This window comes from Streptomyces sp. Xyl84 (assembly GCF_059731885.1).
This window is the reverse complement of the sequence record NZ_AP029182.1, coordinates 1,412,204-1,433,930: the sequence shown is the minus strand read 5'-3', so window position 1 is coordinate 1,433,930 and position 21,727 is coordinate 1,412,204. Positions and strand designations below refer to the sequence as shown.

At 73.1% G+C, this 21,727-nt stretch carries 19 protein-coding genes; 8 read left to right on the top strand and 11 right to left on the bottom strand.

Annotation, left to right across the window (positions count from 1 at the left end; all coding sequences use genetic code 11):
* Positions 1-49 precede the first annotated feature (49 nt).
* From AC6I72_RS06180 to AC6I72_RS06170, 3 genes are all read left to right on the top strand, one after another.
* Positions 50-1,459, top strand: coding sequence for a nucleobase:cation symporter-2 family protein (locus tag AC6I72_RS06180; RefSeq protein WP_497999851.1), 1,410 nt, complete (start codon positions 50-52; stop codon positions 1,457-1,459).
* A 66-nt stretch (positions 1,460-1,525) separates the two neighbouring features.
* Entirely contained in the window at positions 1,526-2,911 is a 1,386-nt protein-coding gene (locus AC6I72_RS06175; protein ID WP_497999850.1) for an 8-oxoguanine deaminase, read from the top strand.
* Positions 2,912-3,264: 353 nt separating this feature from the next.
* Positions 3,265-4,674: a nucleobase:cation symporter-2 family protein gene (locus tag AC6I72_RS06170; protein ID WP_366725418.1), complete on the top strand. Its 1,410-nt coding sequence runs from the start codon at positions 3,265-3,267 to the stop codon at positions 4,672-4,674.
* 150 nt (positions 4,675-4,824) lie between these two features.
* On the opposite strand, the gene AC6I72_RS06165 is transcribed toward AC6I72_RS06170, so the two are convergent.
* The 6 genes from AC6I72_RS06165 to AC6I72_RS06140 form a co-directional block, all read right to left on the bottom strand.
* Positions 4,825-5,247 (bottom strand): acyl-CoA thioesterase, encoded by a 423-nt coding sequence (locus tag AC6I72_RS06165; protein ID WP_497999849.1) that lies wholly within the window; start codon positions 5,245-5,247, stop codon positions 4,825-4,827.
* A gap of 110 nt (positions 5,248-5,357) precedes the next feature.
* A complete protein-coding gene (locus tag AC6I72_RS06160) occupies positions 5,358-5,996 on the bottom strand; it encodes a hypothetical protein (RefSeq protein ID WP_497999848.1) in 639 nt (212 codons plus the stop codon).
* Positions 5,997-6,109: 113 nt separating this feature from the next.
* Entirely contained in the window at positions 6,110-6,715 is a 606-nt protein-coding gene (locus tag AC6I72_RS06155) for a histidine phosphatase family protein (RefSeq protein ID WP_497999847.1), read from the bottom strand.
* A gap of 43 nt (positions 6,716-6,758) precedes the next feature.
* Complete coding sequence (locus tag AC6I72_RS06150; RefSeq protein ID WP_497999846.1) at positions 6,759-7,916, bottom strand: serine hydrolase domain-containing protein; 1,158 nt, start codon at positions 7,914-7,916, stop codon at positions 6,759-6,761.
* Between the two features lie 109 nt (positions 7,917-8,025).
* A complete protein-coding gene (locus AC6I72_RS06145; protein WP_497999845.1) occupies positions 8,026-8,232 on the bottom strand; it encodes a DUF397 domain-containing protein in 207 nt (68 codons plus the stop codon).
* Positions 8,229-9,083 carry a helix-turn-helix domain-containing protein gene (locus AC6I72_RS06140; RefSeq protein WP_498004610.1) on the bottom strand — a complete coding sequence of 285 codons (855 nt, stop codon included), beginning with the start codon at positions 9,081-9,083 and terminating at the stop codon, positions 8,229-8,231. Before AC6I72_RS06140 ends, AC6I72_RS06145 begins: the two co-directional genes overlap by 4 nt.
* Before the next feature lie 166 nt (positions 9,084-9,249).
* On the opposite strand from AC6I72_RS06140, the gene AC6I72_RS06135 reads away from it, so the two are divergent.
* Entirely contained in the window at positions 9,250-9,702 is a 453-nt protein-coding gene (locus AC6I72_RS06135; protein ID WP_497999844.1) for an ATP-binding protein, read from the top strand.
* An 11-nt stretch (positions 9,703-9,713) separates the two neighbouring features.
* Here AC6I72_RS06135 and AC6I72_RS06130 read toward each other — a convergent pair whose 3' ends face one another.
* Positions 9,714-10,922 carry a pyridoxal phosphate-dependent aminotransferase gene (locus AC6I72_RS06130; RefSeq protein ID WP_497999843.1) on the bottom strand — a complete coding sequence of 403 codons (1,209 nt, stop codon included), beginning with the start codon at positions 10,920-10,922 and terminating at the stop codon, positions 9,714-9,716.
* A gap of 81 nt (positions 10,923-11,003) precedes the next feature.
* Here AC6I72_RS06130 and AC6I72_RS06125 point away from each other — a divergent pair, with 81 nt between their 5' ends.
* Entirely contained in the window at positions 11,004-11,630 is a 627-nt protein-coding gene (locus AC6I72_RS06125) for a winged helix-turn-helix transcriptional regulator (protein ID WP_497999842.1), read from the top strand.
* Between the two features lie 251 nt (positions 11,631-11,881).
* Here the strand turns inward: AC6I72_RS06125 and AC6I72_RS06120 are convergent, their stop codons facing one another.
* Genes AC6I72_RS06120 through AC6I72_RS06110 form a run of 3 tightly spaced genes read right to left on the bottom strand, consistent with a single transcriptional unit; the run spans position 11,882 to position 15,537 of the window.
* Positions 11,882-12,709, bottom strand: a complete 828-nt coding sequence (locus AC6I72_RS06120; RefSeq protein ID WP_497999841.1) for a hypothetical protein — start codon at positions 12,707-12,709, stop codon at positions 11,882-11,884.
* A complete protein-coding gene (locus AC6I72_RS06115) occupies positions 12,709-13,974 on the bottom strand; it encodes a VWA domain-containing protein (RefSeq protein WP_497999840.1) in 1,266 nt (421 codons plus the stop codon). Before AC6I72_RS06115 ends, AC6I72_RS06120 begins: the two co-directional genes overlap by 1 nt.
* A 9-nt stretch (positions 13,975-13,983) precedes the next feature.
* Positions 13,984-15,537 (bottom strand): IucA/IucC family protein, encoded by a 1,554-nt coding sequence (locus tag AC6I72_RS06110; protein WP_497999839.1) that lies wholly within the window; start codon positions 15,535-15,537, stop codon positions 13,984-13,986.
* Between the two features lie 99 nt (positions 15,538-15,636).
* Between AC6I72_RS06110 and AC6I72_RS06105 the strand changes: the two genes are divergently transcribed.
* From AC6I72_RS06105 to AC6I72_RS06095, 3 genes are all read left to right on the top strand, one after another.
* Positions 15,637-17,232 carry an IucA/IucC family protein gene (locus tag AC6I72_RS06105; protein WP_497999838.1) on the top strand — a complete coding sequence of 532 codons (1,596 nt, stop codon included), beginning with the start codon at positions 15,637-15,639 and terminating at the stop codon, positions 17,230-17,232.
* Between the two features lie 360 nt (positions 17,233-17,592).
* Positions 17,593-18,753, top strand: coding sequence for a pentapeptide repeat-containing protein (locus AC6I72_RS06100; protein WP_497999837.1), 1,161 nt, complete (start codon positions 17,593-17,595; stop codon positions 18,751-18,753).
* Positions 18,754-18,987: 234 nt separating this feature from the next.
* Entirely contained in the window at positions 18,988-19,911 is a 924-nt protein-coding gene (locus AC6I72_RS06095) for a HipA family kinase (protein WP_497999836.1), read from the top strand.
* Positions 19,912-20,041: 130 nt separating this feature from the next.
* Here the strand turns inward: AC6I72_RS06095 and aceB are convergent, their stop codons facing one another.
* Positions 20,042-21,667 carry a malate synthase A gene (gene aceB, locus AC6I72_RS06090; RefSeq protein WP_497999835.1) on the bottom strand — a complete coding sequence of 542 codons (1,626 nt, stop codon included), beginning with the start codon at positions 21,665-21,667 and terminating at the stop codon, positions 20,042-20,044.
* Positions 21,668-21,727: the final 60 nt, after the last annotated feature.

Sequence of the window (21,727 nt, the reverse complement as noted above, 5' to 3'; positions counted from 1 at the left end):
ACCGGCCCTGCCACCCGGGCCGGTGGTGCGCCACACCGGAGGGAACACCATGGCACAGCCTGCAACGGAGCCGGCGAAGGGCTCCTGTTCCACCCCGCCGGTGCACACCGAGGACGCCGTCACGTCCGTGCACCCGGTGGACGAGAAGCTCCACCCCTCGCGGCTCGTCCCCGCCGCTCTCCAGCACATCGCCGCCATGTACGCGGGCGTTGTCACTCCTCCGCTCATCATCGGCCAGGCCTGCGGCCTCGACATCGCGGCCCGCACCCGGCTGATCGCCGCCTCGCTGCTCATCGCCGGCGTGGCCACCATCCTGCAGACCATCGGCGTCAAGGGTCTCGTCGGCAACCGCCTGCCGTTCGTGAACGCCGCCTCCTCCGCCGGCATCGCGCCCATCCTCGCGATCGCCGAGACCAACTCCAAGGGGCACCAACTCCCCGCCATCTACGGCGCGGTGATGGTCGCCGGCGTCTTCTGCCTGGCCGTCGGTCCGTTCTTCGGACGGCTGCTCAGGTTCTTCCCGCCGCTGGTCACCGGCGTGGTGATCACCCTCATCGGCGTCACGCTGATGCCCGTGCCGGTCGGCTGGGCCCAGGGCGGCGACAAGAGCGCCGCCGACTTCGGCGCCATGAAGAACCTCGGCCTCGCCGCGTTCACCCTCGTCGTCATCCTGCTGATCCAGCGCTTCGGCAAGGGCTTCGTCAAGCAAGTCGCCCTGCTCTTCGGCCTGCTGGTCGGCACCTTGGTCGCCATCCCGTTCGGCATGGCCGACTTCAGCGGCATCACCTCGGCGCCCGTCGCGGCACTGCCCACCCCGTTCGCCTTCGGCGCCCCCGTCTTCCAGCCCGCGGCCATCCTGTCGCTGTGCATCGTGATGCTGGTGCTGATGACCGAGTCCAGCGCCGGCATGCTCGCCCTCGGCGAGATCTGCGACCGCCGCGCCGACGCCCGCATCATCACCCGCGGCCTGCGCACCGACGGCATCGCCACCCTGCTCGGCCCCGTCTTCGGCGGCTTCCCCACCTCCGCCTTCGCACAGAACGTCGGCGTCGTCTCGCTGACCCGGGTCCGCAGCCGCTACGTCGTCGCGGTCGCCGGCGGCGCCCTCCTCGTCCTCGGCGCCTTCCCGGTGCTCGGCGCGGTCGTCTCCCTGGTCCCCATGCCGGTCCTCGGCGGCGCGGGCATCGTCCTGTTCGGCTCGATCGCGGTCAGCGGCATCCGCACGCTCTCCGAGGCCGGACTCGACGACAGCTCCAACATCATCCTGGTGGCCGTCGCCCTCGGCGCGGGCATCATCCCGCTCGCCGCCCCCACCTTCTACGAGGAGTTCCCGGCCTGGGCACAGACCGTCCTCGGCTCCGGCATCAGCGCCGGAGCGATCGTCGCGGTCCTGCTCAACCTGTTCTTCCACCATCTCGGCACCCGGGGCCGCACGGCTCCGGCACTCAAATCCTCCTAGGGTCCTGCCGTGCCCTCCCCGTGGACTCCCCGTCCACGGGCCGCCACTGACAGACAAGGAAGCGCCATGGCACCATCGGCAGCCCAGCGCATCGTCATCGAGAACTGTGCGATCGCGACCGTCGACGCGGACGACACCGAGTACGCGTCCGGTCACCTCGTCATCGCCGGGAACAGGATCGAGTCCATCGGCGCCGGCCGGGCCCCCGCGGGCCTGGAGAACGTGGCGCGCCGCATCGACGCCGGCGGCCACCTGGTCACGCCCGGTCTGGTCAACACCCACCACCACTTCTACCAGTGGATCACCCGGGGCCTGGCCACCGACCACAACCTGTTCGACTGGCTCGTCGCGCTCTACCCCACCTGGGCGCGCATCGACGAGGAGATGGTGTACGCGGCGGCCCAGGGGTCGCTCGCGATGATGGCCCGCGGCGGTGTCACCACCGCCATGGACCACCACTACGTCCATCCGCAGGGCTCCGGCGACCTGTCCGGCGCGATCATCCGGGCCGCCTCCGAGATGGGCGTCCGCTTCACGCTGGCCCGCGGCTCGATGGACCGCAGCGAGAAGGACGGCGGACTGCCGCCGGACTTCGCCGTCGAGACCCTGGAGGGCGCGCTCGCCGCCACCGAGGAGACCGTCAAGAAGCACCACGACGCCTCCTTCGACGCCATGACGCAGGTGGCCGTCGCCCCCTGCTCACCCTTCTCCGTCTCCACCGAACTGCTGCGCCAGGGCGCCGAGCTGGCCCGCCGGCTCGGCGTGCGGATGCACACCCACGGCTCGGAGACCGTGGAGGAGGAGAAGTTCTGCCACGAGCTGTTCGGCATGGGCCCCACCGACTACTTCGAGTCGACGGGCTGGCTCGGCGAGGACGTGTGGATGGCGCACTGCGTCCACATGAACGACTCCGACATCGAGGCCTTCGGCCGGACCAGGACCGGCGTCGCGCACTGCCCGTCCTCCAACGCCCGCCTCGCCGCCGGCATCGCCCGGGTCCCCGACATGCTCAAGGCGGGCGTCCCGGTCGGCCTCGGCGTCGACGGCACCGCCTCCAACGAGTCCGGCGAACTCCACACCGAACTGCGCAACGCCCTGCTGATCAACCGCCTCGGCGCGCACCGCGAGGCGGCCCTCAACGCCCGCCAGGCGCTGCGCCTGGGCACGTACGGCGGCGCCCAGGTGCTGGGCCGGGCCGAGCAGACCGGCTCGCTGGAGGCCGGCAAGCTCGCCGACCTCGTGCTGTGGAAGCTGGACACCCTCGCCCACGCCTCCATCGCCGACCCGGTGACCGCGCTGGTCTTCGGCGCGGCGGCACCGGTCACGGCGTCCTTCGTCAACGGCCGGCAGATCGTCGAGGACGGCCGCCTGCTGCACGCCGACGAGGACGCCATCGCCCACTCCACCCGCGAGGAGGCCCGGCGCCTGGCGCGGATCGCCGCCCAGGGCTGAGCGGGCCGCGGCCGAGCGCCGCTGCGCTCGCCGCACCGCGCCGACCGCGGCCGGGCGCGGCGGCGACCCGCAGGAAGAACTCCGGCCGGGAGGGACGGCTCCCGGCCGGTAGCCGTGGACCCGAGCGGGGTCCGCGGTGGCCGCTCCGGGGCGTGCGTGGACGCGCACGCCCCGGAACGGTATCCGTTCACTTCCCGGGCCCCGTCGAGGGCCCGGCCAGGGCTGCCCGCGTCAAAGGCCCGCCCAGGACCCCTCCCCGGGGCCCGCCACGGTCCCGCACGACCACCGCACCACGCACCACCTCCTTGACACCCACGTCAGAGCCGACGTGAAAACCGACCGGAGGAGCCGCCGTGACCGCACAGCCCGTCGACGAGAAACTGGTCCACCCAGTCGACGAGAAACTTCCCGCCCTCAAGATGGCGACCAGCGGCCTGCAGCACGTGGCCGCCATGTACGCGGGTGTCGTCGCCCCACCCCTGATCGTCGGCGCGGCCATCGGCCTGTCCGCCTCCGACCTCACCTTCCTCACCGGCGCCTGCCTGTTCACCGCCGGCCTCGCCACCTTCCTGCAGACCCTCGGCATCTGGAAGATCGGCGCCCGGCTGCCCTTCGTCAACGGCGTCACCTTCGCCGGTGTCGCCCCGATGACCGCGATCGTCGCCTCCACCAAGGACAAGTCCGACGCGCTGCCGGTCATCTTCGGCGCCGTGATCGTCGCCGGACTCCTCGGCTTCCTCTTCGCCCCCCTGTTCTGCAAGGCCATCCGCTTCTTCCCGCCGGTCGTCACCGGCAGCGTGATCACCCTCATCGGCGTCTCCCTGCTCCCCGTCGCCTTCGGCTGGGCCCAGGGCCCGAATCCGGCCGCCCACGACTACGGGTCCGCGACCAACCTGACCCTGGCCGGCATCACCCTGGCCCTGGTCCTGCTGCTGCGCCGCTTCACCCGCGGCTTCGTCAAACAGATCGCCGTGCTGATCGGCCTGGTGGCGGGCACCGTCATAGCGATACCGTTCGGCGCCACGGACTTCAGCCCGGTCGCCGACGCCCAGGTCGTCGGCTTCCCCACCCCGTTCCACTTCGGCGGCCCGCAGTTCCAGCTCGCCGCGATCCTGTCCATGTGCGTGGTGATGGTGGTCTGCATGACCGAGTCCACCGCGGACATGCTCGCGCTCGGTGAGATCGTCGAACGCCCGGCCGACGAGAAGACCATCGCCGCCGGCCTGCGCGCCGACACCCTCGGCTCCGCCCTCAGCCCCCTGTTCAACGGCTTCATGTGCAGCGCCTTCGCACAGAACATCGGCCTGGTCGCCATGACCCGTATCCGCAGCCGCTACGTGGTCGCGGCCGGCGGCGGCTTCCTGGTCCTGATGGGCCTGTGCCCGACGGCCGCCTCCCTCATCGCCGTCGTGCCGCGCCCGGTGCTCGGCGGCGCGGGCGTGGTGCTGTTCGGCTCGGTCGCCGCGAGCGGCATCCAGACCCTGGTCCGGGCCGGTCTCGACAAGGACAACAACGTCCTGATCGTCGCCGTGTCGCTGGCCGCCGGCATCATCCCGATCACCGCCCCGGAGTTCTACCACGCCTTCCCCGAGACGGCCCGCATCGTCCTGGACTCGGGCATCTCCACCGGCTGCGTGGTGGCCGTCCTGCTGAACCTGCTCTTCAACCACATCGGCAAGGGCCGCGACGCGGAGGACGTCACCCACCCGATGGAGGCGGGCACGGACCTCGCGGAGGCGGCCCACCCGGCCGCCGCACACTGACGGCGGCGCCCCGGAGGGGTACGGCACCGGCAGGCCTGCCCGTGCCCTGCCCCTCCAGGCGTCCGCCGCGCTCGCCCCTGCGGCGTGCACCGCTCGGGCCCCTCTGCGCGGGCGCCGGGCGCGCACCTCCCGGGCGCGACGCGCGACGCGTCAGAGCCCGAACAGCGCCGGGTCCGCGGCGAGTTCCTTGAAGCGCCCCTGCGGGTCGGGGACCAGCCTGCGCGCCTTCAGGTCCAGCAGCCCGCCGACCGCGGTGATCTCGGCGGCCACCGTGCCGTCCGCCTTGCGGACGCTCTGGCGTATCCGGAAGGTCTTCCCCTCGCCCCACTCGAAGGCGCAGGTCACCTGGACCTCCTCACCGGCGAGCAGTTCCCGCTTGTAGCTGATGGTCGTCTCCAGCGTCACCGGCCCCACCCCGCCGGCGATCAGGCCGGCCTGGCTGATCCCCGCCGCCTGCAGCAGCGACCAGCGGGCGTGCTCCGCGTAGTTGAGGTAGACCGCCTGGTTGAGGTGCCCCTGTACGTCGGTCTCGTACCCCCGGACGGTCACCGGGACGGAAAACGGCTCGCTCACTGCAACCTCTTCTCACCCATCACGCCTGTCATGATCCGACCCCCCGATCCTGGCACGCCGGCCGGTCACGCCGGCCTCCCCGGTCACCCCGTCACGGCCGCTCACGCCCCTCACGCACGGCGCGGGGACGCCAGCAGGTACCGCACCCGGGTCCGCGGCTCGGTGCACTCCCCGGCCTGCCACCCCGCACGCTCCAGCGTGAGCGCGCAGCCCCGCAGGAACTCCGCGTCCGGCGCGTACACGGCGACCGCCTCCGGCTGCGGCGTCTCCCGCACCCGGTAGCCGCCGGCCGCGGGCCCGGCCGGACGGTGCCCGGCCGCCTCCAGGGCCAGCGCGGCGGCCCGCACCAGATGCGCGCGCTCCCAGCCGCACGGCCGCTCCACCGCACCGTCCGCATTGGTCATCCGGCGCAGCTCCAGCAGCCCCTGCCACGCGCTGTGCACCTCACGGCTCCGCGCCGCACGGTCGTCTGCCGCCGGCTCGTCCTCGCCGCCGGTCCGGGCGGAGAACACACCGGCGGGGGAGGGCTGCGCCACCGCCTCGGCACGGTCCGCGGGCGCGGGCTGCGGCTGCCGAGTCCGGTGCCCGGCCGGGGTCAGGAAGTGGTCGTGCGGCGGACGCGGATGCCGGAAGGCCAGCCCGCGCTTCACCAGCGCCGCGAGCTGCGCGTCCGTGCCCCGCAGCCGGCCGGTCACCGGATCGGCGGTGTCGATGACGCGGCGCTGCGCGGCGGTCGGCGGTCGTGCCACGGCGCCCTCCCTCCCCGAGTCACCCGGACGGCCTGATCGAGCGGACCGTGAAGACCGCGCTCCAGGCCCACTCGAAGACTACGACCCGGGTCTGACAACGCCCCCGGCCGCGCTCAGGACGGCGCGGGCGGGCGGATGTTCCAGCCCGCGACCACCGGCCGGTCGTGTTCCGTGCCCAGCCGGCACAGCGTGCCCGTGGCCAGCTGGAACAGCGCGCCCGAGGACGGGGGCAGACCCAGGCGCCGGGCGGTGAGCACCCGCAGGAAGTGCCCGTGGGCCACCAGCAGCACGACCCCCTCGGTGTTGGCGAACGCGGCGTCCACCTTGGCCAGCATCCGGTCGGCGCGCTCCCCGACCTGCTCCACGCTCTCCCCGGGATGCTCCGGCGGCCCCGGCGCCACCCCGTCGGTGAACAGGAACCAGCCGGGCCGGGTGCGCTGGATCTCGGGGGTCGTGACGCCCTCGTAGCCGCCGTAGTCCCACTCCCGCAGGTCCGGGTCGACACGGGCGTCCGTGATCCCGATCAGTTCGGCCGTCTCCCGGGCCCGCTGGAGCGGGCTGACGAACGCGGCGCCGATCCGGTGCGAGCGGATCAGCGGCACCAGCCGCCGCGCCTCCTGGCGCCCCCGCTCGGTGAGCGGCACGTCCGTCCGGCCGGTGTGCCGCCCGGACCGCGACCACTCGGTCTCCCCGTGCCGGACGAGAAAGAGATCACCCACGCCCGCCGTCCCTTCCCGCGCCGCGTGCCTCCTCAGCACCGTGTCACACGCGGACGGCGGCCCGCAGGACGGACTGGGCCAGACGGCCGTTCTCGGGCGAGGCGCCCTGCCCCGGCGTGGGGAAGGCGAAGCGCCGCCGCGTGTAGGCGTACGCGATCCCGGTCGCCGGGTCGGCGAAGCCCAGCGAGCCGGTGGCACCGCTGTGCCCGAAGGCACCGGGGTCCAGGAAGGGGAACACCGCGGACGGGCGTTCGAAACCGAGGCCGATGGCGTCCTCGCCGCCGGTGACCAGGTCGGTCCCCGGCTTCTGCAGCCGCGCGAACTCCGCCGCCGTCGCCGGGGTGAGCAGTGGCGCCCTGCCGTCCACCGTGCTGATGGCCGCCGCGTACATGCGGGCGACGCCGCGCGCGTTGCCCACCCCGCCGGAGGACATCGGACCGAGCGCCCGGACCCGGCGGCTGTTGCCGAAGGCGACCAGATCGGTCGGCTCGGGGGCGTGCGCGTTGAACGCGATCCCGGGGACACTGTCCGGTGCCACGGCACGCGCCGCCAGCTGCTCCGCCTCCTCGGGCGTGGGCACCAGCGGCAGCACCTCGCGCCACCGCGGCTCCAGCGCCTCGGGGAACCCGGCGTAGAAGTCGAGCCCGTACGGCGCGCGCACCCGCTCCTCGTACCACTGCCGGACCGACCGGCCGGTCGCCCGCCGCACCACCTCACCGGTGAGCGCGCCGATCACGAAGGCGTGGTACCCGTACGCGGTCCCGGGCTCCCACCACGGCTTCTGCCCGGCCAGCCGGGCCGCCATCGCCCGGTCGTCGGCCAGCTCATCGATGCTGAACCCGCCGTCCACACCCACGAGTCCGGCCTGGTGCGACATGAGCTGACGCAGCGTCAGCGCACCCTTTCCCTCCGCCGCGAACTCCGGCCAGTGGGCGGCCACCTCCCGGTCCAGGTCGAGGACGCCGTCCTGCACGAGCAACGCCACCACCAGATGCGCGGCACCCTTGGTGAGGGAGTACACACTGGTGAGCGAGGAGCCGTCGACGCCTTCCCCCGCCCACAGATCCACCACCCGGCGCCCGTGGTGGTACACCGCCAACTGCGCCTCGGGCGAGTCCCGTTCCTCACCGAGAAACGCGGCGAACTCCTCCCGCACACCCTCGAATCCGTCGGCCACCGTTCCCCGTACGTCCTGCGCCATGCGCACAGCCCCCCAGTCGTCGATCGCGTACGGAGATCGTCAACCGGGGACCGCGGCCGGGCATTCCCTCTCTCCCCGCACGTTTCCCCGGGCAGGCCGGAGACTCTCGTCAGTGATCGGTGGCGTAAGAGATGAACGCTGCCCACCCCTGCGGCCGGAAGCTGAGCTGAGGGCTCTGCCTGTCCTTCGAGTCGCGTACGTGGACGGTCTTCGGCGCAAAGGCGACCTCGACGCAGGCGGCGCCGTCGGGGTTGCTGTAGCTGCTCTTGAACCACTTCAACTCGGTGCCGTCACCGGCCAGGGGCTTCAAGCTCATGTCTCTCCCAGCAGTTTCTCGATGTAGGCCAGTGACTCTCGTGGTGTGAGGGCCTGAGCCCGGATGATCCCATAGCGCAGTTCGAGGATCTGGATCTCCCTGCGGTCCGAGATCAACCGACTGACGAGTTGGATGTCGCTGTGTCCCACGGTGGCGCCCTCCTTCAGCCTCAATAGATGGAACGGTCCGTCGAGGCCGGCGTTGTCCTCGCAACCCAGGGGCAGTACTTGAACCTCCACATTGCGCATCCGCCCGGCCTCCAACAGGCGTTCGAGCTGGCGGCGCAGGACCATTCTGCCTCCGACCGGGCGGCGCAGAGCAGCCTCATCATGCACGAAGCTGAAAGCCGGGATCGTCTGCTTCCCGTCCAGCACCCTCTGCCGTGCCAGCCGTGCAGCGACCAGCCGTTCCACGTCCTCCTCCGAGAAGGCAGGGCGCCGCGACGCGAACACGGCCCGCAGGTACTCCTCCGTCTGCAACAGCCCGTTGACCACGGAGTTGTCGTACGCGCAGATCTCGACGGCCTCGGCCTCCAGCTTGGCCAGGTCCCGGACCTTCTTGGGGTAGCGGGCCTCCTCCACGTCCTTGCTGAGCGCGGCGATCACTCCGCCGGCGTCCAGCACCCGGTCCGCCGCTTCCAGGAACTGGGGCTTCGGCGTCCGCCGCCCCCGTTCCACCGCGGAGGCCTGCTCCTCGCTGTAGCCGATGGCCGCGCCCAACTCCGCCTGTGTGAGGCCCTTCCGTTCGCGGAACTTCTTGACCACCTTGCCGACGGTCCGCAGGACGGCCGCCGACTCCTCGTCCTCCCAGCCCGTTTCCGGCCCGTCACCGTTCTGCGGCCCCTGCCCCATCGTGCCCACGCTCCGACTCCTTGGTGTGTTGCCCGATCCCAACGCCGTCAGGGGCCCTCGCGTCACGCGTCGCCGCCCGGACAGGCCCGGACAACGGCCGGACAGCGACGCTGAGTACGACCTCCATGACTGCACAGCGTAGTGACGACCGGCCACGCTGGGTGACATGAACGCCGATACCACCCGCTCGACCGCTGCCCCTGCCCACTTCGCCATCCGTCTCTCGGCCACTCCCAGGGGCGCCCGCCTCGCCCGCCGTCTGGCGGCGCAGCAACTCGACGACTGGGGCTGGCCCTACGACACGGAGGCGAACCGGACGGCCGCTCTGCTCGTCGCCGAACTCGCCGCGAACGCGGTGCAACACGGCGCGGTGAGAGGCCGCGATTTCCGCCTGCGGCTCACGCTCCACCCCGCCGGTCCCGTCCCCGCACTGCGCATCGAGGTCACGGACCCACGCCCGGAGCGGCGCCCGCCCGGCCCCGGCACGCTCCCGCAGACGTCCCCCGACGCGGAGTCCGGCCGCGGCCTCCTCCTCGTCGAGGCACTGGCGAGCCACTGGGGGACGGTGTGCGCGGACCCGTACACGAAGACCGTCTGGTGCGAAACCGTGCTCGCGTGAGTGCCGGCCGGCTACTGGTGGTACCCGCCCAGGAACCGTCCGATCCTGCTGATCGCCGTGTCCAGGACGTCCGCGTGCGGGAGGGTGAGGATGCGGAAGTGGTCCGGGGCGGGCCAGTTGAAGCCCGTGCCCTGGACGATCTGGATCTTTTCGCGCAGGAGGAGGTCCAGGACGAACTTCTCGTCGTCGTGGATCCTGTGGACGGCGGGGTCGAGGCGGGCGAAGGCGTACAGGGCGCCCTTGGGTTTCACGCAGGAGACGCCCGGGATCTCGTTCAGCTTGCGCCAGGCCACGTCGCGCTGCTCGTGCAGCCTGCCGCCGGGCACGGTCAGGTCGCGGATGGACTGGCGGCCGCCCAGCGCGGCCTGGATGGCGTACTGCGCCGGGGCGTTGGGGCACAGGCGCATGGAGGCCAGCATGGTCAGGCCCTCCAGGTAGTCCTTCGCGTGCTGGCGGGGGCCGGTCACGACCAGCCAGCCGGAGCGGAAGCCCGCCACGCGGTACGTCTTCGACAGGCCGCAGAAGGTCAGGACCACCAGGTCGGGCGCGAGCGCGGCCGTCGAGTGGTGCACGGCGTCGTCGTAGAGGATCTGGTCGTAGATCTCGTCGGCGAAGACCATCAGGCCGTGCCGGCGCGCGAGGTCGAGGATGCCCTCCAGGACCTCCTTCGGATAGACGGCGCCCGTCGGGTTGTTCGGGTTGATGATCACCACCGCCTTGGTGCGGTCGGTGATCTTCGACGCCATGTCGTCCAGGTCCGGGTACCAGTCGGCCTGTTCGTCGCACAGGTAGTGGACCGCCTTGCCGCCGGCCAGCGTCGTCACGGCGGTCCAGAGCGGGTAGTCCGGCGCCGGGATCAGGACCTCGTCGCCGTCCTCCAGCAGGGCCTGGACGGCCATGGACACCAGCTCCGAGACGCCGTTGCCGAGGAAGACGTCGTCGACGCCGACCTCCAGGCCCCGCTCCTGGTAGCGCTGGGCGACCGCCCGGCGGGCGGAGAGGACACCGCGCGAGTCCGTGTAGCCGTGCGCCCGCGGGAGCATCCGGATCATGTCCTGGACGATCTCCTCCGGCGCCTCGAAACCGAAGAGCGCCGGGTTGCCCGTGTTCAGGCGCAGGACGCTGTGGCCCGCTTCCTCCAGCGCGTTGGCGTGCTCGATCACCGGGCCGCGGATCTCGTAACAGACCTCGTTGAGCTTGCTCGACTGCCGGAACTCCATGCGTCCCTCCGGTTCTTGGTGACGCTTGGTTTTACCAAGTGTGAGCTTGGAAAGTCCAACAACATGTCTAGACTGCGTCGCATGTCACCTCGCCGAAGCTACGACCAGTACTGTTCCGCCGCCCGCGCGCTCGACGCCGTCGGCGACCGCTGGACCCTGCTGATCGTGCGGGAACTGCTGGCCGGTCCCCGCCGCTACACGGATCTGCACGCCGATCTGCCGGGAGTGAGCACCGACGTCCTCGCCTCACGGCTCAAGGACATGGAGCGGGACGGGCTGACGAGCCGGCGCAGGCTGCCGCCGCCCGGCGCCGCCTTCGTCTACGAACTCACCGCGCGCGGGCGCGACTTGCTGCCCGTGCTCCAGGCGCTGGGGGAGTGGGGGCAGGCCGAGCTGGGCGAGCCGCGGCCCACCGACGCCGTGCGCGCGCACTGGTTCGCGCTGCCCCTGCTGCGGGCCCTGGACGGCGAGGGACTGGTCGAGGTGGTGCTGGAGGAGGGCGTCTTCCACCTGTACGCCGGCGGCACGGAGCAGGTCCCGTACGGCGACGGGCCCGCTCCCCGCGAACCCGACGCCCGGCTGACTCTCGACTCCCCGGCCTGCACGGCCGTGGCGCGCGGGGAAGCGGGACTTCTGGAAGCGGTGCGGGACGGCCGGGTGACGGTCACCGGGGACAGTCCGCTGGCCAAGGCCCTGCGGGAGGGGTGAGGGCGGGGCGGCGGCACCGGTGACGCCCGCGGCGCCGGGGTGGCGGCCGGTATCTGCCGCGTCCGCGACTCGGGGGTGGCAGCCGGCATCGGCGGCGGCCGCGGCATCCGGGGCGCAGGCGCCGGCGGGGCGCGGGCGGCACCTGTGGCGCCGGTGACGCCCGTGGCAGGTGCGGCGAAGGCCCGCCTCCGAGGGGGCGGCCCTTCGCCGCACCTGCGAGTTGGTGTTCCGTCAGTCGCGGCGGGGCGGAGTCAGGCGCCCGGCGGCACCCGCGACGGCCGCCCGGAGCCCCGGGTCAGCGCGTACCCGCCGATGCCCGCGAGCGCGGCCAGCACCGCGCCGATCCCGGTCCACACCCACCGGTCGGACCACCAGCCCGACGACCAGCCGTCGTCGGGCTCGATGCTGGACAGCACGGCCGGCTTCTTCGCCGCCGAACCCTCCCCGCCGTCCGAACCGGCCTCGTCCTGCTGGGACTTGACCGCGATGCCCGGCACCAGCGGCTTCGCCAGCGAGCCGTCCACCGCCGCCGCGCCGCCGATGTGCTTGGAGTCGGCCTTCACCTCGGCGCTCACCGGCAGGCCCAGGTCCGAGGCCTGCAGACCGACCACCGTGAGCCGGACGTAGTAGGTGCCCGGCAGCGGGTCGTTGGCCCACGGCTCCGCCCAGGCGCGGACCGTACGCAGGACGCAGGCCAGCTCGACGGAGGGCGTGCCGGCCTCGGCGGTCCGCGTCTGGGCGCCGTACTGGCACGACTGGCGGCGCCGCAGACCGTCGTAGACGTCGAGCTGCCAGGTCTGGGTGGTGTGCTTGTCCGGCAGCTTCACCGTGGCGTGGACGGTGGGCCGCTGCCCGGCGTCCGCCGGGAACGACCAGTACAGGTAGTCGCCCGTGGAACCGGTCGCGGTGGCCTGCTGCCCCTGCTCGATCTCGGTCGCCGTACGGAAGGAGGTGCCCGCCTGGGTGGGGGCCTTGCTGTCGCCGGACGGGCTGGCGGACGGGGAGGGAGCCGCCGCCGCGGGGGCCGCCGCCAGTCCCAGTGCCAGCAGCGCGGCACCGAACGCACGTGTGAGACGCATCAGTTGGTCCTCCAGATCGCCACGCGCCAGCGCGACAGCCAGCCCCAGACCAGTCCGGCGAGGAAGCCGACCAGCACCAGGACACCGAGCAGCCACCAGCCGCGGCCCAGTCCGAACGCCGCCACGTCACGCGCCTTGCCCGGGGCGTCCACGACGTCGACGGTCAGCTCCAGCGGCAGGCCCGGCGTCGTCTTGACGCCGTCCGCCGCGGCGAAGGAGTTGGTGACCTGCAGGCACACCGTCTCCGCCGGGGCGTTGTCGTCGTCGCTCTTCGCCTTCGGGTAGCGCAGGCCGGTGGAGACGACGTCGGTGCGGCCGGTGCCGGCCGCCTCACCGCGCACGATCTCCCGGCCGTGCACGGTCACCGCCCGCAGCAGCACCCCGTAGTCGGGACGCACGGTGCGGTCGTCGGCGACGCTGACCGCGGCGCGCAGCTCCTGGCCCGGGTTCACGTCCACCCGGTACCAGCGCTGCTGCCCGAACTCCTCGCGGTCGGTGTACAGGCCGGACTTGAGCGCCGGCGCCTTGGCGCAGTCGGCCGCGCCCTCGGTGGCGACCGGGGTCACCACGGGGTCGGCGGCCCGGTCGACCAACTGGCCCACCCGGTCCGAGAGTTCCTCCTTGTGCCGGACGGAGGTGTACGTGCCGCCGGTGGCGTCCGCGATGCAGCTGAGCTGGTCGCGGGTCTTGGCGTCCGGGACCAGGCCGAGCGTGTCGATGGTCAGGCCGATGCCCTGGGCCGCGATCTCGCGGGCCACCTCGCACGGGTCCAGCGGCCGGCAGGTGTCCTCGCCGTCGCTGATCAGGACGATGCGGCGGGTGCCGTCGCCGCCCTTGAGGTCGGCCGCCGCCTTCTGCAGCGCGGGGCCGATCGGGGTCCAGCCGGTCGGTGCGAGGGTGGCCACCGCCGTCTTGGCCTCGGTGCGGTTCAGCGGGCCGACCGGGTAGAGCTGCGCGGTGTCCTTGCAGCCGGTCTTGCGGTCCTCGCCACGGTAGTCGGCGCCCAGGGTCCGGATGCCGAGCTGGACCTCCTCGGGGGTGGCGTCGAGCACCTCGTTGAACGCCTGCTTGGCCGCGGCCATCCGCGACCCGCCGTCTATGTCCCGTGTACGCATGGAACCGCTGACGTCCAGGACGAGTTCGACCTTCGGCGCGGCCGTGCCGTCCGGCTCGTCGGCGACCGCACCGGCGGGAAAGGCCATCCCGGCCGTCAGGGCGGCGAGCAGAGCACAGACTCCTGCCGCCAGCCGTTGTCTTGTGATCATCGGCGGATCTTATTGATCAGGACGGGGTGGGACCAAAACGAGCGGGTTGGGCAGTCCCGTCCACAGGTCCCCGGCGTGCCCGGGGGACAGCCGCATCAGCGTCAGCGCCTTGGCGGGCAGCGGCTCCTCGGCCAGGGCCCGGGAATCGGCGGTGCGCGGCAGGTCGCGTACGGCGCTCTCCAGCGCGGCGCGCAGTGCCGGTCCCGACCCCGCCGTCCCGGCCAGCGCGCCCGCCACCAGTGAGCCGAACAGCTTGCGGCGCAGCGCCGTCGGGTCGTCGGTGAGGTTGCGGGCGGGCAGGCCGGGGACGGCGATGCCGTGCCGGGCCAGGCGGGCGGGGCTCACCCTGATGTCGGCGAGGTCGCGGTAGACCAGGCGCAGCGGGGTCCCGTCGGCAGACAGCACGACCAGCAGGTTCTGGCCGTGTGCCTCCAGGGCCACGCCCAGCTCCAGCAGACGCAGCCCGACGGTGAGCGCGAGGCGGGCGAGGGCGGCCAGCCACGTGGGCGAGCCGGCCAGCCCGGTGACGGGCAGGGCCGCCACCGGCACGACGTGCTCGCCGGAGGCCGTGTACGTCTGCGGCGGCTCGCGCCACAGGGCCGCCAGGTCCGGGGAGTGGGCCGTGGCGGCGCCGAGCGTGCGGGTGAAGTGGAGCAGGCCGCCGGCGCGGCCCGCCAGGTCCTCCGCGAAGGCCGACAGAGCGGCCGACGCGGCCACCGAACCGACCGAGATGTCCCGCACCGAGGACGTCAGCCGGGCCGACAGCGCGGTCTTGACGTGCGGCCCGCCCGGCAGGGCCAGGGTGCGCAGCGACATCAGCGGGTGAGCGGTGAGAGCGGCGCCCCCGGCGGGCCGCTTGAGCACGTGCTCCGCCTGCCACGGGTGCACCGGGATCAGCAGCCGTCCGCCGTCCCGCAGTTCCTCGGGCCACACTCCGCTCACCAGACACTCGCGCACCGGGACGGGCACCAGTCCCAGCTCGACCACGGGCCGGTGCTCGGGCCCGTACGCCAGCTGCTCGGCCACCGAGAAGCCGGGCCGGGAACGGCAGTTGGGGTGGAACGGGTGCCCGTCGACCACCCGCTGCTCCCACTCCCACTCCCGGTCCGGGGCAGGCCACCGGTCAGCGGGGACCGGCCAGGCGAGGGCTTGGGCACCGGTCGGCCTGCCGGCCCGCGACAGGGCCAGCGAGGCGACGCTGTGCGCCAGTTCGGCCGCGAACGCGTCACCGTGCGGCACCGCCAGCGCGGCCGTCAGCCGCGCCGGGTCGTCGTACGCCGTGCCGTCGAGGCGCACCGAGGTGACGTACGCGGACGTGGCGTACGGGTCCGCCGGCGGCCCGTGCAGCGCCCGGCCGTCGGACAGCCGCAGCACCAGCGCGTCCCGTTCCCGCCGCCGGCCGGTGATCCACGGCAGCGGCTCGTGGGCGAACGCCCGCCACAGCCGGGTCAGCACGGACGCCCGGGCGCCGCTCAGCTCGCGCGCGTACCGTGGGACCAGGCCGGGCCGCACCACGGCCAGTTCCTCGCCGATCTGGGCCTCGGCGGTCGGGAAACGGTGCACGGTCGGGCTCCTCGGGTACGGATCGGGGGCGCGGGCGTCACGGTAGCGCGCCGGACAGACATACTGATCACCCTCGCACCGTGTGGACGTACGGAACGAATGGAACGCATGGAGCCGACGCCCCCCGCCGACGACATGGCGGCACCCCCCACCGACCGCGTCGCGGCGCCGCTCACCCGGGCACCGGCGGTGCCCGGCCGTGCCGTGGCGCCCCCCGTCGACGACGACGTCGCCGCGCGCGCCGACGCCTACGCCGCCGCGCCCCTGCTGAACTGCCTTGTGCGCGAGGTGGCCCGGCGGTGCCCGGACTCCGGGGGGCGGCGGGTGTACCGGCTGCCGGGCGGCGGGCGGCTGCTGCGCTTGCGCGGCGGGCGGCGGCCCGCCGAGCCCGAGGTGTTCGCCGCCGGCCGCTGGCAGCGCGTCGGCCACGCCGAACTGGTCAAACTCGTCGCCGACGAACTGCGCCGCCACACCGGTGTGACCAACGACGAACTGCCCGCCGAGATGATCGACAGCCGGGACGCGGTCGCCGCGCTGCTCGCCGCACGTGACCGTGCGACGTCGCCCGGGGACCTCTACACCCGGTCCGAGCAGTCCCTCGTCACCGGTCACCCGTACCACCCGGCGCCCAAGGCGCGCGGGGGCGGGCCGGTCACCTCCTGGCTGCCGTACGCGCCGGAGGCGCACGCCCGCTTCCCGCTGGTGCTGCTCGCGGTGCGCGCCGACCAGGCCGTCGAGGAAGGTGACACCTCGGCGCTGGACGCCCTCGGCCAGGCCCCGCCCGGCTACCGGCTGCTGCCCGCCCACCCGTGGCAGCTCGACCTGGTGGGCGGCGGCCTCGCCGGGGCGTTCGCGGACGGCCGGCTGCTCCGGCTCGGCACGACCGCCCGGGAGGTGCGGCCCACCGCGGCGGTCCGCACCGTCCACGCCCCGGACGCCGACCTGTTCCTGAAGTTCAGCCTGGACGTGCGCATCACCAACGACGTACGCCGGCTGTGGCGGCACGACCTGCTGAAACTGCGCCGCACCGACGCGGCGGCGACGGCCGCCCTCGCGGCGGCCGGGGGCCCGGCGGCCTGGCTGAGCGACCGCGGCTACCGCACCGCCGCCTTCGCCTTCGAGGAACTGGCCGTCGTCGTCCGCGACGGGACGGGCCGGCACCTGCTGCCGGGCGCGACCCCGCTGCTCGCCGCCGCCCTGGCCGAGGGGTTCCGCGGCAACCCGCTGGACGGACCGCTGGACCCGGCGGTGTGGTGGGGGGCGTACCTGCGCCAGGTCGTGCCACCGGCCCTCACCGCCTTCGCCCGGCACGGTGTGGTCCTGGAGGCGCACCTGCAGAACTCCCTGGTCGCCGTCGACGCCCGCGGCCTGCCCGTGCAGGCGCTGTTCCGGGACGCGGAGGGCGTGAAACTCCTGTCCGAGGTGGGCCGGGCGGCCGGCTGGGAACGGCTGGTGTACTGCCTGGTCGTCAACCACCTCACCGAGATCGCCGCGGCCCTGGCCGAACGCAGGCCCGGCTTCGACCCGTGGCCCGCCGTGCGCCGTGAACTGGAACGCCACGACCTGCCGGAGATCCCCGGTCTGCTCAGCGCCCCGGCACTGCCCGGCAAGACCAACCTGCTGCTGCGCTGGACGGGCGCGGACGGCGCGGACGCCCGCTACCGCCCTCTGCCGAACCCGCTGGCAGGCGGCTAGCGGATTCACCATGAGGCGGACCTGGTGCCCGCTCGGCCGGATGACGGGCGGGCCGGGAAGCCCGTCAGGCCGTTGTCGTGTCGCGGGGCCACCGGCGCACAGCACGCTTGATCGTCTTCCGGGCGGCGCCCGGTGCCGTGGCCGGGAAGGTCTGCCGGTGAACTCTTCCGGTCGCAGCGCTGGGTCCTGTCGTCACATTCCCGTCGTCCGCCCGGAGGGCGGGCCTCGCGGCGTCAGGTGCGTGCTCTCGGCGTGCCGGGCCCTGGACGTACTCGGGTCTGGGCCCGGTGCGGCGAGAGTGCGTGCATGGCGTCGCGAGGCAGGCGGGAATTCGACGACAGGGCCTAAGCTCTCGTGCCCATGGAGACGGGGGAGTCGGAGCGCGGACGGCGCGCATGGCACGACGGGCCGGTCAGGCGTCGTGCGGCCGCGGGACTGCTGGCCGGTGCGGGGCTGGTCGTCCTGGGCACCGTGTTCGTCGTACTGCCGGGGGTGGTGGTCGACCACGATCTCGCCGGGGCGAGCGTCGCCGCGCCGGACCGGCTGAAGGCGGTGAACGATGTCCGTACGACGCTTCTGCAGGTGGTCGGCGGCCTGGTCGTGCTGTTCGGCGCGTACGCCACCTGGCGGCAACTGCGGGTGAGCCAGGAGGGATTGCGCGCCACCCAGGAGGGCTACGTCACCGACCGGTTCAGCCGGGCCGTCGACCAGCTCGGCAGCGACAAGCTGGATGTGCGCATCGGAGGGCTGCACGCGCTGTGGCGGATCGCGGAGCAGTCCGCCCGCGACCGGGAGGCCGTCATCTCCATCCAGGCCGCGTATCTGCGGACACACCTGCCCTGGCCACCCGCCGGGCCTCCCTCACCGGCCGCAGACGTGCCCATCAACGACATCGCACCCCTGGAGACCCGCGCCGCCGACGCCCAGGTGGCGCTGACCGCGCTCGGCGTGCTGTGCCGGCACCGGGAGCAGTCCTGGGTCAATCTCGGCATCACCGACCTGCGCCGGGCCGACTGCGACGGACTGTGGTTCCCCGAGGTCAACTTCGACCGCGCCTGCCTGGAGGCGGCGGGCCTGTACCACGCCAATCTGACCCAGGCGTCCCTGGTCTCGGTCAACCTGCGGCACGCCGACCTCACGACGGCGATTCTCCGCCGGACGCGCTGCGTTCTGGCCGACCTGCGCGCCGCGAAGCTGGTCGAGACCGACCTGCGTGACGCCGACTTCACGGACACCGACCTGCGCGAGGCGAACCTGCGCAAGGCCGCCGCCCACGGCGCGGTCTTCCGGCGGGCCGACCTCCGCATGGCCGACCTGCGCGGCACCGACCTGCGGACCGCCGACCTCGCCGAAGCACGCCTGACCGGCGCCCTTGCCAGTGAGCACACCCGCTGGCCCGCCGGCTTCGACCGCACGGCCGCCGGAGTCGTCGACACCGAGGACCCGGGCCCCGAGCCCTCGCCCCTGCTCCAGCCGCCGGGGATGACGCGGCAGGCACCGCCGCTGCGGTCCACTCCCTGACGGCCAGGGCCTTCCCCCGCCGGCTGTCACGCTTGGTTACTATGTTCACTTCATGCCGGAGGCCACGAGCAAGGGCCGCAGTGCCGCCGAGGGACTGCTGGGGAGACGGGGAGCGAGCGTGTCGGTCGAAACCCCGCGGACTCTCCCCAGGGCTGATCAGCCCGTTCTCCCGGAGTGCGGCGTCCTGGAGGTCGCCGTGAACTTCGAGGCCGGCGAACGACGGGACCTTCGGACATGTTGAGAGAGGTCACCGCGACCCGTTACATCGAGCCCCTGCACTCCGGCGGCTCCGTCCCCGGAGTCGTCGAGGCCGACGACCTCGGCACGTACGTCGTCAAGTTCACCGGCAGTGCGCAGGGGCGCAAGGCGCTGGTCGCCGAGGTGATCGTCGGGGAGCTGGCACGGGCCCTCGGGCTGCGGTTCCCGGAACTGGTCCTGGTGCACTTCGACCCGGCGATCGCCGCGCACGAGGTCCACCAGGAGGTGCGGGACCTGCACGGAGCCAGCGCCGGGGTCAACCTCGGGATGGATCATCTGCCGGGGGCGCGGGACTTCACCCCCGAGGTCGCGAAGTCGTTCCGGGTGGATCCGCTGGAGGCCGGCCGGATCGTCTGGCTGGACGCGCTGACGGTGAACGTCGACCGTACCGTGCACAGTTCCAACCTGATGATCTGGCCGACGCTCGGCGTCGTGCCCCCGCGCCTGTGGCTCATCGACCACGGCGCGGCGCTCGTCTTCCACCACCGCTGGGACCTGACCGCGCCCGAGAAGGCGTACGACTTCCGTCACCACGCGCTGGGCCGGTACGCGCCCGACGTGCGCGCGGCCGACGCCGAGCTGGCGCCGCGGGTGACCGAGACGCTGCTGCGCGAGATCGTGGCCCGGGTGCCGGACGCCTGGCTGAGCGAGGAGCCGGGGTTCGCCACGGCCGAGGAGGTGCGCGAGGCCTACGTCGGTCATCTGCACGCCCGCGCGCGGGCCTCCGCGGCCTGGCTGCCCACCGACTTCCCCGGCGGCGACGAACTGGCCGCCGAGGAGGCCCGGCGCGCGGCGCGGACCCGGCAGGGGCGGCCGGACTGGCTCAAGCGGGTCCCGGACCTGCACGGCAAGCCGTCGGCGGAGCAGGACTGGTCCGTCCACCTGGACCGGGAGAGCTGACCGGCCGGACCGGGAGGGCTGACGGGCCGGGGCGGGAGGGGTGACGCTGGTCCGGGCGGGGTGACGGACGGGACGGAGCGCGAAGCGGCCCCGGGAACACCTCTCCCGGGGCCGTCCGCTCGGCTGTCGGTCAGCCCTTGAGCTGCTGGTACGCCGGCAGCGTCAGGAAGTCGGCGTAGTCCGCGTCGAGGGAGACCTGGAGCAGCAGGTCGTGGGCCTGCTTCCAGTGACCGGCGGCGAAGGCCTCGTCGCCGATCTCCTCGCGGATGCGGTCCAGTTCCTCGGCGGCGACCTTGCGGGCCAGCTCCGGGGTGGCCTTCTCGCCGTTCTCGAACTCGACGCCCGCGTTGATCCACTGCCAGATCTGCGAGCGGGAGATCTCCGCGGTGGCCGCGTCCTCCATGAGATTGAAGATGGCGACCGCGCCGAGGCCGCGCAGCCAGGCCTCGATGTAGCGGATGCCGACCTGGACGGCGTTGACCAGGCCCGGGTAGGTGGGCTTGGCGTCCAGCGAGTCGATCGCGATCAGGTCGGCGGCCTTGACGTCGACGTCCTCGCGCAGCCGGTCCTTCTGGTTCGGCTTGTCGCCCAGGACCTTGTCGAAGGACTCCATCGCGATCGGCACCAGGTCGGGGTGGGCGACCCAGGAGCCGTCGAAACCGTCGCCGGCCTCGCGGTCCTTGTCGGCGCGGACCTTCTCGAAGGCCACCTTGTTCACCTCGGCGTCCCGGCGGGAGGGGATGAACGCCGCCATGCCGCCGATCGCGTGCGCGCCGCGCTTGTGGCAGGTGCGCACGAGGAGTTCGGTGTACGCCCGCATGAACGGGGCGGTCATCGTGACCGCGTTGCGGTCCGGCAGGACGAACTTCTCGCCGCCGTCGCGGAAGTTCTTGACGATGGAGAACAGGTAGTCCCAGCGGCCCGCGTTCAGACCGGAGGCGTGGTCCCGCAGCTCGTAGAGGATCTCCTCCATCTCGTACGCGGCCGTGATCGTCTCGATCAGGACGGTGGCGCGGACGCTGCCCTGCGGGACGCCGACGTAGTCCTGGGCGAAGACGAAGATCTCGTTCCAGAGGCGGGCCTCCAGGTGCGACTCCGTCTTGGGCAGGTAGAAGTACGGGCCCTTGCCGAGGTCCAGCAGGCGCTGGGCGTTGTGGAAGAAGTACAGGCCGAAGTCGACGAGGGCGCCGGGGACCTGCTTGCCGTCGGCGTCGGTGAGGTGGCGCTCGTCGAGGTGCCAGCCGCGCGGGCGCATGACGACCGTGGCCAGTTCCCCGGCCGGGCGCAGGGCGTAGGACTTGCCCGACCGCGGGTCGGTGAAGTCGATGTTGCGCGTGTAGGCGTCGATCAGGTTGAGCTGGCCGAGGACGACGTTCTCCCAGGTGGGGGCGGAGGCGTCCTCGAAGTCGGCGAGCCAGACCTTCGCGCCCGAGTTCAGCGCGTTGATGGTCATCTTGCGGTCGGTGGGACCGGTGATCTCGACCCGGCGGTCGTTCAGGGCCGCGGGGGCCGGGGCGACCTTCCAGGAGTCGTCCGCGCGGATCGCGGCCGTCTCCGGGAGGAAGTCGAGGGTGGAGGTGCGGGCGATCTCGGCGCGGCGCTCCGCACGGCGGGCGAGGAGTTCGTCGCGGCGCGGCGTGAACCGCCGGTGCAGCTCCGCCACGAAGGCGAGCGCCGCGTCGGAGAGGACCTCCTCCTGCCGGGGCAGGGGCTCGGCGTCGACGATGGCCAGCGGGGACGGCGCTGGTGCGGACATGAGCTGTCACTTCCTTCAGCGGTGGCACCGGGTGCCAAGGCGTACGAATGGGGTGATTCG

What these genes read in the sequence shown, in the direction of transcription:
- AC6I72_RS06180 (WP_497999851.1), top strand. Translation starts at nt 50, where the DNA reads ATGGCACAGCCTGCAACGGAGCCGGCGAAGGGCTCCTGTTCCACCCCG.
- AC6I72_RS06135 (WP_497999844.1), top strand. Translation starts at nt 9,250, where the DNA reads ATGAACGCCGATACCACCCGCTCGACCGCTGCCCCTGCCCACTTCGCC.
- AC6I72_RS06095 (WP_497999836.1), top strand. Translation starts at nt 18,988, where the DNA reads ATGTTGAGAGAGGTCACCGCGACCCGTTACATCGAGCCCCTGCACTCC.
- AC6I72_RS06145 (WP_497999845.1), bottom strand. Translation starts at nt 8,232, where the DNA reads ATGAGCTTGAAGCCCCTGGCCGGTGACGGCACCGAGTTGAAGTGGTTC.
- AC6I72_RS06115 (WP_497999840.1), bottom strand. Translation starts at nt 13,974, where the DNA reads ATGATCACAAGACAACGGCTGGCGGCAGGAGTCTGTGCTCTGCTCGCC.
- AC6I72_RS06100 (WP_497999837.1), top strand. Translation starts at nt 17,593, where the DNA reads ATGGAGACGGGGGAGTCGGAGCGCGGACGGCGCGCATGGCACGACGGG.
- AC6I72_RS06175 (WP_497999850.1), top strand. Translation starts at nt 1,526, where the DNA reads ATGGCACCATCGGCAGCCCAGCGCATCGTCATCGAGAACTGTGCGATC.
- AC6I72_RS06130 (WP_497999843.1), bottom strand. Translation starts at nt 10,922, where the DNA reads ATGGAGTTCCGGCAGTCGAGCAAGCTCAACGAGGTCTGTTACGAGATC.
- AC6I72_RS06140 (WP_498004610.1), bottom strand. Translation starts at nt 9,083, where the DNA reads ATGGGGCAGGGGCCGCAGAACGGTGACGGGCCGGAAACGGGCTGGGAG.
- AC6I72_RS06150 (WP_497999846.1), bottom strand. Translation starts at nt 7,916, where the DNA reads ATGGCGCAGGACGTACGGGGAACGGTGGCCGACGGATTCGAGGGTGTG.
- AC6I72_RS06105 (WP_497999838.1), top strand. Translation starts at nt 15,637, where the DNA reads ATGGAACGCATGGAGCCGACGCCCCCCGCCGACGACATGGCGGCACCC.
- aceB (WP_497999835.1), bottom strand. Translation starts at nt 21,667, where the DNA reads ATGTCCGCACCAGCGCCGTCCCCGCTGGCCATCGTCGACGCCGAGCCC.
- AC6I72_RS06125 (WP_497999842.1), top strand. Translation starts at nt 11,004, where the DNA reads ATGTCACCTCGCCGAAGCTACGACCAGTACTGTTCCGCCGCCCGCGCG.
- AC6I72_RS06120 (WP_497999841.1), bottom strand. Translation starts at nt 12,709, where the DNA reads ATGCGTCTCACACGTGCGTTCGGTGCCGCGCTGCTGGCACTGGGACTG.